Source organism: Candidatus Odyssella thessalonicensis L13 (genome assembly GCF_000190415.1).
GTDB lineage: Bacteria > Pseudomonadota > Alphaproteobacteria > Paracaedibacterales > Paracaedibacteraceae > Paracaedibacter > Paracaedibacter thessalonicensis.
In genome coordinates, this window is the sequence record NZ_AEWF01000016.1 from 1 (window position 1) to 13,295 (window position 13,295).

9 protein-coding genes are annotated in these 13,295 nt (G+C 39.0%); 4 read left to right on the top strand and 5 right to left on the bottom strand.

All coding sequences use genetic code 11. The features are described 5' to 3' along the window. Window positions 1-290 precede the first annotated feature (290 nt). The 3 genes from HMO_RS0113140 to HMO_RS0113150 all read right to left on the bottom strand — a co-directional run bounded on the left by HMO_RS0113140 (window position 291) and on the right by HMO_RS0113150 (window position 5,386). On the bottom strand, window positions 291-494 hold the full coding sequence (locus HMO_RS0113140) for a hypothetical protein (RefSeq protein ID WP_010304450.1): 204 nt from the start codon (window positions 492-494) through the stop codon (window positions 291-293). Window positions 495-620: 126 nt separating this feature from the next. Continuing rightward, window positions 621-3,713, bottom strand: coding sequence for an efflux RND transporter permease subunit (locus HMO_RS0113145; RefSeq protein ID WP_010304452.1), 3,093 nt, complete (start codon window positions 3,711-3,713; stop codon window positions 621-623). Between the two features lie 14 nt (window positions 3,714-3,727). Further along, entirely contained in the window at window positions 3,728-5,386 is a 1,659-nt protein-coding gene (locus tag HMO_RS0113150) for an efflux RND transporter periplasmic adaptor subunit (protein WP_010304454.1), read from the bottom strand. A gap of 144 nt (window positions 5,387-5,530) precedes the next feature. Between HMO_RS0113150 and HMO_RS0113155 the strand changes: the two genes are divergently transcribed. The 3 genes from HMO_RS0113155 (at window position 5,531) to HMO_RS0113165 (ending at window position 9,012) form a co-directional block, all read left to right on the top strand. After that, window positions 5,531-6,382, top strand: a complete 852-nt coding sequence (locus HMO_RS0113155; RefSeq protein WP_010304456.1) for a hypothetical protein — start codon at window positions 5,531-5,533, stop codon at window positions 6,380-6,382. Window positions 6,383-6,509: 127 nt separating this feature from the next. Next, window positions 6,510-6,797, top strand: a complete 288-nt coding sequence (locus HMO_RS0113160; RefSeq protein WP_010304457.1) for a metal-sensitive transcriptional regulator — start codon at window positions 6,510-6,512, stop codon at window positions 6,795-6,797. 13 nt (window positions 6,798-6,810) lie between these two features. Beyond that, window positions 6,811-9,012 (top strand): copper-transporting P-type ATPase, encoded by a 2,202-nt coding sequence (locus HMO_RS0113165; protein WP_010304459.1) that lies wholly within the window; start codon window positions 6,811-6,813, stop codon window positions 9,010-9,012. A 118-nt stretch (window positions 9,013-9,130) separates the two neighbouring features. Here HMO_RS0113165 and HMO_RS0113170 read toward each other — a convergent pair whose 3' ends face one another. Beyond that, window positions 9,131-9,685, bottom strand: coding sequence for a recombinase family protein (locus HMO_RS0113170; RefSeq protein ID WP_010304461.1), 555 nt, complete (start codon window positions 9,683-9,685; stop codon window positions 9,131-9,133). Between the two features lie 3 nt (window positions 9,686-9,688). Beyond that, on the bottom strand, window positions 9,689-10,015 hold the full coding sequence (locus HMO_RS0113175; RefSeq protein ID WP_029449183.1) for a hypothetical protein: 327 nt from the start codon (window positions 10,013-10,015) through the stop codon (window positions 9,689-9,691). Between the two features lie 158 nt (window positions 10,016-10,173). On the opposite strand from HMO_RS0113175, the gene HMO_RS15140 reads away from it, so the two are divergent. Beyond that, window positions 10,174-13,200, top strand: a complete 3,027-nt coding sequence (locus HMO_RS15140; protein WP_010304466.1) for a Tn3 family transposase — start codon at window positions 10,174-10,176, stop codon at window positions 13,198-13,200. Window positions 13,201-13,295: the final 95 nt, after the last annotated feature.

Genomic DNA, 13,295 nt, shown 5'->3' on the forward strand with positions numbered 1-13,295 from the left:
GGGGTTTCTTGCCCATTGCCGCGAAAATTTTGACTATCTAGCTGAGATCCGCACTACACTTTACTTTTCTTATAAAAAATTGATTTCTATGAGGAAAGATAGTCCCTATCTAATCTTACGTAGAAATAGGAGTATATTTGACTTAATGTAAGTAGTTTATTAATGCATAAAAGGGGTGATTAGTATTTTGCAGAGTTTCTCTTTTAAAATAAGAATCACTCTTAAATAAGACAAATACTGCCTCGTTAACTGAAAGATCCCCTTCTTTTTAGAAGGGGATGATGTAGGGGTTAGTATTTTCCTTTTGCACCTGGTTCTCTGCCCTCATGGTTAATAGAGTGTTGGTGCTCTTCTTTACCTTTTTGTTCAGAGGTCTTTTTTTCGTCGGATACCTGCTTTTCTTTTTGGGAATCATGTGAATTATCAGCATGTGCATATAGCGGTGAGAGAGATAGTACAAGTCCAAAAGCAATTGTTTTGATGGCGCGATTCATTTTAAGCTCCCTTGAAAGATATTTTGTATAATACAGTTTTACTTTACCGTAGTATTATTAAGTTTGTATTAACACTCAAGCCTTAAAGGGATAGAAGAGGTATCTGGAAGATAGTATCTTTCATGATCAATCCTCTAATGCTTTAGTAATTTTTGCTTCTCCCAGCTTCCAAAAAATAACAGGCGTAAGGAGGGTATCTAATAAAGTTGAGGAGATAAGTCCCCCAAAAATAACAATAGCCACAGGATGGAGAATTTCTTTGCCTGGAGCCTGTCCATTAAGTAGGAGGGGGACAAGGGCAAGGGCGGCTACCAAAGCTGTCATTAGCACTGGCGTTAACCGCTCTAAAGACCCCCGGATAACCATTTCTTTTGTAAAGCTCTCTCCTTCATGTTTAATAAGATGAATATAATGAGATATCTTCAAAATTCCATTCCTCGAGGCGATTCCAGTTAAGGTAATGAACCCAACTAGACTGGCAACGGTTAAGTCAAGACCACTAAGCCATAAGGCTGCAACGCTACCAATAAGAGCCATAGGGATATTAGCCATAATTACCAAAGCCAAATAAGAGGATTTGAAATGGCTGTAAAGGACCAGGTATATAAGGATTAAAGAGAATATCCCTAAAATCATAATCAGCTGATTGGCTTCTTGTTGGCTTTTAAACTGACCTTCTAGGGCAATGTGGTATCCTGTAGGTAGTGATAATTTTTTTATATTATTCTGGATATCGGATACCACTGAGTTTAAGTCGCGGCCACTTACATTAGCCATGACGACGAGTCGTCTTTGTTGATTTTCACGGTTAATCATATTGGGGCCTTCTGTCTTATCTATAATGGCCACCCTGTTGATAGGAATAAGCCCTTTATTACCTTCGATAAGGACGTGAGAGAGAAGATCAGGACGATTACGCCACTTCTCACTGAGCCTTAAAACAAGATCAACAGGTCTTTCTCCTTCTCTAACCTTTGTAATAGTTTTTCCATTCAATAGGGTTTCAAGAGAGGTGATAAGGTCATTGGTATTGACGCCATAAAGCAAGGATTTAACTCGATCGGGGCGAATTTGGATTTGAGGTATGTTGACTTGCTGCTCAATTTGTAAATCAGCAAGGCCAGAAATTCCTGAGAGTTCACTTTTAAGTTCTTCGGCTTTCTGGCGTAAAATCTTTAAATCATTCCCAAATATTTTTAAGACAATTTCTGCCCTGACGCCTGACATCATATGGTCAAGACGATGAGAGATAGGCTGGCCAATATTTAAAATTACACCGGGGATGCCAGATAGTCTTTCTCTGACTTCAGAAATAATAAGGCTTCTTTCTCGACCCTCATTTTTCAAGAGCACTTCTAAATCAGAGTTATTGACGCCTTCTGCATGTTCATCTTGTTCAGCTCGTCCGGTTCTTCGTGCCACAGAGATGACTTCTGGAATCTCTTTTAAGCTCACTTCTGCGAGAGTGCCTATTTTATTGGACTCACTTAGAGAGGCTCCTGGAGGCAGACGAAGATTAATGGTAAGTGTTCCTTCATTAAAGGGAGGCAAGAATCCTTTGCCTAAGAAAGGAATGCTTATCAAGGCAACAATAAATGCTAAGAGGGTGGGAAAGAAAATCTTCTGTGGGTGGCTTAAAGACCAATTCAATAGCTTTGTATCCCAAACCTTGAGATGTCTTACTAACCAAGAGTCATGATGTTCAACAGCCTTGGCGTTAGGAAGGAGATAATAGCAAAGAGCTGGCGTCAATGTTAAAGACACGAATAAAGAAGCCCCAATTGAGACCATATAAGCAATTCCCAGAGGGGCAAACAAACGCCCTTCAACACCATCCAATGCAAGAAGAGGGATAAAAACAAGAATAACAATTAAAGTCGCATAGACGATAGAATTGCGGATCTCTTTAGAGGCTTCAAAGATCACGTCCAAAGCTGGCTTGGGAGTAGCGAGATGTTTATTTTCTCGCAAGCGTCTAAATATATTTTCGACATCAACAATTGCATCATCCACTAATTCTCCAATGGCGATTGCAAGTCCTCCTAAGGTCATGGTGTTAATAGACATATTAAACCATTTAAAGATAACCATTGTAATGATAATCGACAAAGGAATTGCACTTAAACTAATCAGGGTAGTCCGAGTGTTGGCAAGAAATATAATTAAGATAATAGTGACGAGGATAAACCCGTCTCTTAACGCTTCTTCAACGTTTCCAATAGATTTTTCGATAAAGTCTGCCTGCCTGAAAATTTGAGGGTGAAGCTTGACAGAACTTGGAAGGGTTTTTTCTAGGTCTTTAACCACAGTCTCAATTGTCTCTGTCAGGCTTAATGTATTTGCAGAAGGTTGTTTTTGAATGGCTAAAATGACAGCAGGTTTTCCATCAATACTCGAATCACCTCTTTTAACCGCAGGGCCCAATTTAATATCTGCAAGATTTTCTAAGGCAATTGGTGTTCCATCAATAACTTTTACCAATGTTTTCTTCAATTCAGAAAGTTCAGTTGTCAATCCAATATGACGTATGAGCCACTCTTGTGAATTATGTTCTAGAAAGCCGCCTGTTGTATTTTTTGCAAAATCTTTTAGGCTGGATTCAATTTCGCTGATTGGTAACTTATATCCATGGAGAAGAGTCGGCTCGATAAGAACTTGATATTGTTTAACCTCTCCCCCAATTGTCGTGATTTGAGCTATGCCAGGGATACTGAGTAAACGCGGACGAATCGTCCATTCGGCAAGAGTTCGTAATTGCATTGGTGTCCTCTCAGCTTTTTCGGCAGAGATACCCAATAACATGATTTCGCCCATAATGGAGGTAATAGGAGTCATAATCGGGACTGCATTAGCGGGAAGTTCATTGGTTATGGTTGCTAATCGTTCTGAGACAAGTTGACGTTGACGATAAACATCACTATTCCAATCAAATTCAAGGAAAATAATTGATAAACCAATTCCAGAGACTGTCCTCATTCTTACAAGACCTGGAACCCCAGAGAGAGAACGTTCTAAGGGAATAGTGACTTGAGTTTCGACTTCTTCAGGAGCCAATCCTGCTGATTCCGTCATAATCGTGACCATGGGGCGATTTAGATCCGGTAAAACGTCAACGGGTAAATGTTTGGCGGTTATAATACCGTAAGCTACTAAGAGGGATGCAGCACAGATAACAAAGAGTCTATATTTTAAAGAGAAATGAATAATCTTATCAAACATGATATTCTTTTCCTCTACTTTGCTTGACTGAGAAGGTAAGCGCCTTCAATCACAACTCTTTCGCCAGGCAACAACCCTTCCTCAATTTCGACCATATCAGCAAGCTGACGCCGGATACGAATCTTTCTTGGCTCGAAGGTTTCTGGATTCGTATGGACAAAAATCCAAGTTCCTACGGCATCTTCAGCGATAGCTTTTTGCGGGATCACTAATGTTGGTTTTGTTTCTTTCAATTCGCCAACGACCTCTACAGTCATATCCAGTTTAATATCCGAATCAATTGTATCTGGCTTCAATTGAATATGGATAGCTTGATCTTCACGATCGACTTTCGGGCTTATCCCCAAAATCTTAACATTAATTGTTTTCAAGGGTTTTAAAGGGGAAAAAATGTACCCTCCATTAATCTGATTAGCAATGTCAGGATCAAACACCAAAGCTTCTACAAGAAGCTTGTTTGGGTCAACAACTTCAGCAATTGTTTTATCAGATGTAACAATTTCTCCTGGTCTTACATGGAGATCGGAGATGAATCCATCTATAGGACTTCTCAAAAGTTCAGGTTTGAAAGTTCCGTTTGTAATTTCATCCTTCTGCTTGAGCGCTCTTTCTAATTCTGATTGGGCGTTTTCAAGATCTTTTTTAGCAGCAAATTGCCCGAGCTTTTCTAAACGTCCCACTTCTTTACGGCGTTGAGTGATCTCGCTTTCTGCTTTATAAAGGGCATTTTTCTGATCTGTTGACTCTACAGTGGTAAGAGTTGGAGCGACCGCTAAAATAACTTGACCAGCTTTGACAGCTTGCCCTGGGAGGGGTAAAGGATAATCGGGGTGGTTAATAACACGTGCTGTTTGTGTGGCTTGAAGTCGCGCATAGCCTGCAGGATCACTTATCACTGTGCCCACCAAACGAATTGTGCCTTTAATAGGTTTTTCAGAAGCTTTTTCAGTCACAATGCCCAGATGAAATTGGAGTTCTTTGGGAACAATTATGCCTCCTGAAGAAGCAGCGATAACGTGTTGGTCTTTATCTTCGTCATGAGGAGCGTGCTTTTTGGAGTCCTCTTTTTCGCTACTATGGTCTTGATCTCCGTGTCCTATGGCATGAGGCATGGTGAAGAAAAGAAAGACGCTAACAGAAAAAAGCGCTTTTAGGCGTGAGATAATTTCCTTTCGAGCTACAAATCCCACCCCCCCTAAAACCAGGAGAACTGTACCGAGTTTAAAAATCCAACTCCAAAAAGAATAAGGAGAAGGCGGCATTGAAATGTTCTCAAAGGTAAACTTCTCCTTAAGTTCTTCTTTTTGAATATCAAGGGTTAGTAATTGTTGAGAATCTAATGGAATTTCTGCCTGATAAATTCCTTTTTTGTCAGTCTTTTCTGCCTTTATGGTAGTTGAGTTTAAGCTCAATATTATTTCTGCCTCGCTGATAGGACGGTTAGAATCAGGATCGCTAAGATAGATCGTCGTATTAGGAGTCTTCTTAGATGCCATTGCAACGACAATTTCAAAAGTCTCCCCCGTTTTTTGCAAACGTAACCCATTTGGTTTTTGGGTAGTCTGCTCTTTTGGTTCAGAAGCATGAGGCTCGCCTGTATGCGCAGTGACAAGAGGAGGGTTTACACTTAAACATATAAGAAAAAAGCTATATGTAAGAATCTTGTTAAACATCTCAATTACCAGCCAAGTATTATGCTTCCTTGTAAAAGCTTAACAGAGAAAAAGTTAACTTTTCTTAAAATTTATTTTGTTAGATAAAAATTAATAATCAATATTAATATATAAAAGGCATCAATCTTGAGAAAGGAATATAGGATGATAAAACTGTTTAAGTACACAGCCGTTAGTTTATTACTGGGAAGCGCACTGGTTAGTGCCCATACAGGACATAATCATTCTGAGATGGCTGCAAAAAAAACAGAGGAACATCAGCATCCCAAAGCTGAAAAACAAGCCACCATTAAAATCTCTTTATTAAAGCAGGAAGATCAGGTAAGTAAAAAGCTTACCCAAATTAAATTGACAAAAATTACAGATGATCAACCCGTTACCCTAAATGACCTCAAGGAAGCCCATACGCAAAAGGTGCATCTGTTGATTGTGGATGACTCGCTTACCGATTATCATCATATTCATCCTAAAGCTACCAAGGAACCAGGAGTTTATCAATTTGAGTGGACCCCAAAAGCTAAAGGAAGCTATAAGCTTTGGGCCGATTTAGTTCCTGTAGCAACTAATGAGCAACAGTATGTCACTTCTGATTTGATTAAAGGGGAAAAAGGCGCCCCAATTGATAAAAACGTATCATTGCAAAGCACGGTTGAGGGCTATACTTTCAAGTTATCATTTGACCAAGATAAGCTTGTAGCGGGTAAACCTGTTATGGGCAAGATTATTGTTACTGATGCAAAAGGTGACTCAGTCAAAACGCTAGAACCTATTATGGCTGCGTATGCTCATATTGTAGGGTTTAGTGAAGGTCTGCAATCAGTTGTCCATATTCACCCCATGGGAGATGAGCCAACAAAAGAGACGGATCGTGGCGGACCTGAATTAGAATTTCACTTGGAACCTTCTGCTCCAGGATTTATTAAACTGTTTGCTCAAGTTAAACTAAATGGAAAAGAACTATTTGTCCCTTTTGGAATTAATATAGAATCTAACTAAGAGATAGATAAACACTCTAGCGACATGCTTGGATTGAATCTAAGCATGTTTTTTTATAACCTATTGACTATACCCCACCCTGGTATATATTATACCCATATAGGGTATATAAAAGGATTAACCTAAAATGGATAAAGATTGTCACCAACATCCCAGTCATAAACAAGACTTACCACGTTTAAATCGTATTTCCGGGCAAATTGAAGGTATTAAACGCATGATCGAAGAGAATCGATATTGCGGTGATATTCTTATTCAACTACGAGCAGCTCGAGCGGCTCTGCGGAATATTGAGCTGCAAATCTTAGACCGACACCTATCAACATGTGTCACTGACGCATTTCTAGGGGACAATTTGGAAGCAAAAAAGCAGAAAGTTGATGAAATTAGAGAATTGATTAAAAGATTTGATTAAGGAGGACTTAATTATGGAAAATCATTCTGAAAACAATTGTTGTTCAAGTGGCCAGCCTTCGCAAAAGGAAAGTTATTATATGGCATTGAAAGATATTCAAACAGGGCTCGTATACACCTGTCCCATGCATCCTGAAATTCAACAATTAGGTCCAGGAAGCTGCCCTAAGTGCGGGATGGCCTTAGAACCTTCAGACGCTTTCGCCTCCAACGACGAGCAGCATGAACTTAAAGATATGAGTAAAAGATTCTGGTTCACTGCGATTCTATCAATTCCGCTATTACTGATCAATATGGGAATGCATTTTTCTCCTGTTGGATGGCTGCAACACTTAGCAACCAGTCCTTACTTTAACTGGTTTCAAGCATTACTTGCTACGCCTGTTGTTTTGTGGGGTGGATGGCCATTTTGGCAAAAGGCGTGGGCATCTATTAAAAGTGGTTACCTTAATATGTTCACCTTAATTGGATTAGGAGTTGGGGTTGCTTATTTGTACAGTTTGACAGTATTAGTAGTCCCTTATTTTACTTCCTATTTACTGATGTCTGATGCCGCGGCGGTTTACTTTGAACCGGCTGCTGTTATTACGACACTTGTACTATTAGGTCAAGTATTAGAACTACGAGCCCGTTCACAAACGAGCCAAGCTGTTCAGCAGTTATTAGAGTTAACCCCACCTACTGCAAGAATCATTATGCCAGATGGGACTGAACAAGAAATTGAATTATCACATATCAAAGTAGGTCACTTATTGCGAATCAGACCCGGTGATAAAATTCCAGTAGATGCGGCCGTTGTTGAAGGAACCAGCACCATCAACCAAGCTATGATTACTGGCGAGTCCATACCTGTTGAAAAGAGCGTTAGTGATAAAGTTATGGCAGGAACATTAAATATGAACGGCAGTTTAATTATACGAGCTGAGCGGGTAGGGCATGAAACGGTATTAGCTCAAGTTGTGGCAATGGTCACAAAGGCTCAACGCACTAAAGCCCCTATCCAACGATTAGCGGATAAAGTGTCGGGCTATTTTGTACCAATAGTCATTGGTATCTCGTTGGTGACGGCTGTTATATGGTACATTTGGGGTCCTGAACCGAAAATGGCATATGCCCTGGTAGCTAGTATAGCAGTGCTGATTATTGCTTGTCCTTGTGCTCTTGGTTTAGCAACCCCTATGTCAATTATGGTTGGAACGGGTCGGGGAGCACGGGAAGGGATTCTAATTAAGGACGCTACAGCATTAGAAACTCTGGCCAAAATAGATACACTTGTGATTGATAAAACTGGAACTTTAACAGTAGGAAAGCCTCAAGTGGCACGAATCATAAATGTTTCAGCTCAAGATCCAGAGACAATTCTTTTATACGCGGCCACGCTCGAAAAAGGTAGTGAGCATCCACTGGCAGCTGCCATTGTGGAAGATGCACAGAAAAAGGGACTAACGCTAAAAGAAATTCAAGAATTTATGTCAATCACAGGAAGAGGCGTACAAGGCAAAATAGATAATGCATTTGTTGCTGTCGGTAATGAGGCTTTCATGTACTCACTGGGTATCAACTTACCAGAAGCTACAAATATAGATCAGTATCGTAAGGCTGGTCAGGGAGTTGTTTTTGTTTCTATTAACTATGAATTTTGTGGATTAATCATTGTGTCAGACGTCATTAAAGAGTCCACAAAACCAGTCATAAAAAAACTTCAAGAGCAGGGAGTGGAAGTCATAATGCTCACAGGAGATAACGAAATCACAGCTAAAGCAATCGCACAGGAATTGGGTATTTCTAAGATTAAGGCTGATGTATTACCAACAGAAAAATATGACTATGTTCGTCTGCTTCAAGATCAGGGTAAAATAGTTGCCATGGTCGGAGATGGAGTGAATGATGCACCCGCATTGGCTCAAGCTAACATTGGTGTTGCGATGGGAACAGGTGCGGATATAGCCATAGAAAGTGCAGGGCTAACTTTAATGTCAGGTAATCTTGACGGGATCACCAAGGCGCATCAATTAAGCTTAGTGACCTTACGCAATATTAAACAAAATCTTTTCTTGGCCTTTGGATATAATGCTCTAGCTATCCCTATTGCTGCCGGTTTATTATATCCCATGTTTGGTATGCTTTTAAGCCCAGTTATAGCTAGCGTTGCTATGGCATTAAGTTCTGTTTCCGTTATATTAAATGCCGCTCGGTTAACCAAGGTAAAGATTTAGGCCACATTCTCTTACCCGCATCAGTATCTTGTTAAGCGCGGGTAAAACGTTTCCCATGTGTTACTTTGTAGAGAAAAAATTAGATTATACTATCAAGTTACATATAATGAAAAACATTTTATATCTTCTGTGCAGGCACCCACCTATAGAGTGTAGGAATTGAAACTCCTAGGTTGTTTGCAACCTCTTTTGGTGGAATACCGTTAGCCAATAATTTTTTGGCAGATTCTATTTTACTGAGGGTCATTTGTCGTTTGCGGCCTCCAACCCTGCCTCTCTGTCTTGCCGCATCAAGACCTGCTCGGGTTCTCTCAGCGATAAGATCCCGTTCCATCTGCGCCATGCTTGCTAGAATATGAAAGAAGAACCGTCCCATGGGGGTACTGGTATCAATATGATCCGTAAGACTTTTAAAATGAACTTTTTTCTTTTCTAACTCTGAAACGAAGTCAATTAAACCTTTAACGCTACGACCCAATCGGTCAAGCTTCCAGACAATAAAGGTATCTCCCTCACGCAGTTGATCTAGAGCATTTTGCAATCCAGGGCGGTCTGCCTTTAGGCCACTGAGCTGGTCTTCATATATTTTTTTACACTCTGCTTTTTTTAGAGCCGTTATTTGAAGATCCAGATTTTGATCTGAGGTAGAAATGCGTGCATAGCCGATATGCATTTTCTATTTTCCCATCCACTTGTGTACAAGGCGCTTCTTCAAAGATAAGCGCTCTTGAGGGCTGTTGCCTCGCCTATTAGCAATTTTTTCAGAAAGTTTTAATTGCTCAACTAAAGCAAAATAGTATTTCCCATCTTTGCCCATAGACCAGGGGTTACTAACCTCCTCTGGGAGCGTGGTAAAATGGTTATCCAAATCATTGTCCTTTAATGCAGCCAGCTTAAGTCTTTCCTTCAAGCGCCACTTTTTGTGCCAAATAAATTTATCAAATCGTTCACTTTGGCACGTTGTCCATCCCACAATTGTGGTTTTTTTATAACTGCGACTCATAAAGAAGATATCCATATTCTCAAATCTCATTGAGAGATTAACAAAACGAGAAATCTATTTCAAGAAAGGTTTTCGAGAATCTAGACACTTAGGCTAACCATCACCATATAAGAAGGTATCAACCTTTATTAAAAACGAGCATTTTTGAGAATAATAATATGACGAATAGCAAGCGCTTAACTATTTTAACTTCAGAAGAAATTACTCACTTATATGGCATTCCCTCATTTAACGATAATGAACGCGCTGATTTCTTTTACCTTAAATCTGTTGAAAGGAAAATAGTGGATGAACTTGCCAGTGTTGCTGTGAGGATTAATTTTATTTTGCAGTTGGGATATTTTAAAGCGAGGGGGTATTTCTTTGATTTTACATTTCTGGAAGTCCGTCATGATGCATGGTATATCATCAATCGTTATTTTCCAGAAACGAAGTTCCCTAAAAAACAGCTTAGTAATTATCAGCATTATACAAACAAGAAGAGAATTTTAGCTTTATATAATTATGCTCAAGCGAAATCAAAGGATCACCTCCAACTATATGATCACGCTATTAGCCTTACTAAACTTCATGTCTCTCCTCTTTTTATTTTTGAAGGGTTACTAAAATTTTGTCATGAAAAACGGCTTGTTAAGCCAGGCTACACAACAATCCAAACTCTAATATCAAAAGCTTTGCAAGAAGAGCAACAAAAATTGGTTAATAAAATATCTGAACTCCTGGATAAAGAGACTCAGACATTTTTAGATAGGCTACTTGAGGAAGATGATACTTTTTATCGTTTAACTCTGCTGAAGAAAGATCCAAAAAATTTTAGCACTACTGAAATGCGGAAAGAGCTCTCCAAACAACAAGATTTGATAGACATATGCCTGCGTACACGTCATATCTTACCAGAATTAAATCTCTCTCCTAAAAATATGGAACACTATGCAAACTTCGCAGCTTATTATACTCCCTACAAGCTTAAACGAATGAAACCAAGTCTATCACGGTTATATTTGCTTTGCTTCGCGCACGACCGCTTCCTAAAAGTTAATGACCACTTAGTTACTTTTTTTATTTATCGCACGCGTAAATTTTACAATGATGCCGAACTGCTTGCCAGAGAGCAAATGGACAAGGAGGAAAATCAAAAAAATAAAACTCTTCTCAAAGCAGGGGAATTGGCTCGGTTATATATAGATCAGTATTTAACCGATAAAGATCTTCGACCTGCTGCTTTTAAAATTGTACCTAAAGAAGAAATAGACCAGTTCGTTAAAGAGCTACTAAAAGCAAACAGCAGAAAGACTCGCTTAATCTGGAAATATATTCAAGCCCAGTCTAAATCCTTCATTTTAAACTTACGGCCTATATTTAAAGCTATTCAGTTTGAGAGCACCCCAGCCAATCCAATTGAAGATGGAATAGAATTTATGAGGACACATCTTGAAAGCAAACCATCATTTATGGGTTATTCCTATGAAACCATCCCCACTCAGTTTATCCCAAAAGCCCTTTTAACTTACATCACGATAAGAGGCGGCAAAAATAAGCACTCTAAAAGGAAGACAATAGATGGTCATCCTTATGAGTTTATGCTTTACCTTCAATTACAACGGCAACTTGAAGCAGGACAGGTTTTTGTACCGCTAAGTACAAAGCATCGCTCTATTGAAGAAGATCTTATTCCTTATTCTGATTGGGCCAATACCTGGGAACAGGTTCTTCAGCAGCTTAATCTACCAATATTGCAACAACCTATTAAGGTCATGCTGAAGGAGTTAAATGGACTCTTATCCCAAAGATATAAGGAAATAAACGACAATATAAAAAATGGCCACAACAAACATATTAAGCTTCGTGAGTCTAAACAAAATAGCATCTCCTGGAGACTTCCTTACAAGAAGCAAGACGAAGCGGTTAACAATCCTCTCTATGAAAGTATATCCAATGCTAGCCTGAGTGAGGTCGTGCGGTTTGCGATAGAAAACACCAATTTTTATAAGGCTTTTACCCCACTCTTTCCTCACCAGGCTAAAAAGCCTATAGATTTAAATGCCTTAGTAGCTGGCATTATTGCAGAAGGTACAGGTATTGGCTCCAGAAAAATGGCTGGAATTTCGGATATAACCATGTCTTCCATGGATGCCATCCACAGTACCTATTTCCGTGTTTTTACATTAAAAGAAGCAAATGATATTCTAGTGAATGAAATTGCTAAGCTATCAATTTTTAAATTTTATAGCCTTACAGACTATGGCATTCTTGCCAGCGTCGATGGGCAAAAAGTCGAAACGAAATACCAAACATTCATATCTCGACACTCTAAAAAATATTTTGGTTTCGGAAAAGGTATCTCAAGCTATAGCCTTGTTGCCAATCATTTACCCATTAATAGTAAGATTATTGGCGCAAATGAACATGAAAGCCATCACTTGCTAGATATCGTTTATAATAACAGTAGTGATATTAAGCCTGCAGCTATTTCTGGTGATATGCATAGCATCAATCGGGTAAATTTTGCTCTGTTATATCTATTTGGCTATCAGTTTATGCCGCGATTTACAAGTTTGCATCAAAAAGCCCAAGAGAGCTTGGTAAGTTTTCAAAATCCAGATGAATACAAAGATTTGTTCATCAAACCGAGCTATAAGATTAATGAGAATCTTATTATTAAAGAATGGAATAATGCTTTAAGAATTGTTGCCTCTCTTGCTCTGAAAAAAACAACCCAGGCTACTATTATCCGAAAACTATCTTCCTATAAACGTCTTAACCCTACTCTGAAGGCTCTAATTGAATTTGATAAAATCATTATGAGTCTATATATGCTGTCTTATATTGATTTGCCTGACATGCGCTCACAGGTTCATCGTTCCTTAAATAGAGGAGAGGCCTATCACCAACTAATGGCTGCAATACGAAAAGTTTCTGGCAATAAAATCCCAGGCAGAAACGAAATAGAATTAGAAATTCATAACCAATGCACTAGGCTGGTTGCTAATTGTATTATTTTTTATAATGCATCCATCTTATCCTGCCTTTATGAGTACTATGAAAGAATAGGTGATAAAGAAAGTTGTGACTTGATAAAGCGTTTATCTCCAGTAGCCTGGCAGCATATCAATTTTGTTGGGAGATATGAATTTTACCCAAAAGAAAAAACATTGATCTACAACAACTTATTCAAGATCTCTTAAGCTCTCCAAAAATCAACTTTGACCATAAAAACAAGGTGTAGGGTGGATCTCAGCTAGGCCGTCAAAATTTTCGCGGCTTTGGGTAAAAAACCCCA

Coding starts and splice junctions, on each gene's coding strand:
- HMO_RS0113140 (WP_010304450.1), bottom strand. CDS start 494: ATGAATCGCGCCATCAAAACAATTGCTTTTGGACTTGTACTATCTCTC.
- HMO_RS0113145 (WP_010304452.1), bottom strand. CDS start 3,713: ATGTTTGATAAGATTATTCATTTCTCTTTAAAATATAGACTCTTTGTT.
- HMO_RS0113150 (WP_010304454.1), bottom strand. CDS start 5,386: ATGTTTAACAAGATTCTTACATATAGCTTTTTTCTTATATGTTTAAGT.
- HMO_RS0113155 (WP_010304456.1), top strand. CDS start 5,531: ATGATAAAACTGTTTAAGTACACAGCCGTTAGTTTATTACTGGGAAGC.
- HMO_RS0113160 (WP_010304457.1), top strand. CDS start 6,510: ATGGATAAAGATTGTCACCAACATCCCAGTCATAAACAAGACTTACCA.
- HMO_RS0113165 (WP_010304459.1), top strand. CDS start 6,811: ATGGAAAATCATTCTGAAAACAATTGTTGTTCAAGTGGCCAGCCTTCG.
- HMO_RS0113170 (WP_010304461.1), bottom strand. CDS start 9,685: ATGCATATCGGCTATGCACGCATTTCTACCTCAGATCAAAATCTGGAT.
- HMO_RS0113175 (WP_029449183.1), bottom strand. CDS start 10,015: ATGAGTCGCAGTTATAAAAAAACCACAATTGTGGGATGGACAACGTGC.
- HMO_RS15140 (WP_010304466.1), top strand. CDS start 10,174: ATGACGAATAGCAAGCGCTTAACTATTTTAACTTCAGAAGAAATTACT.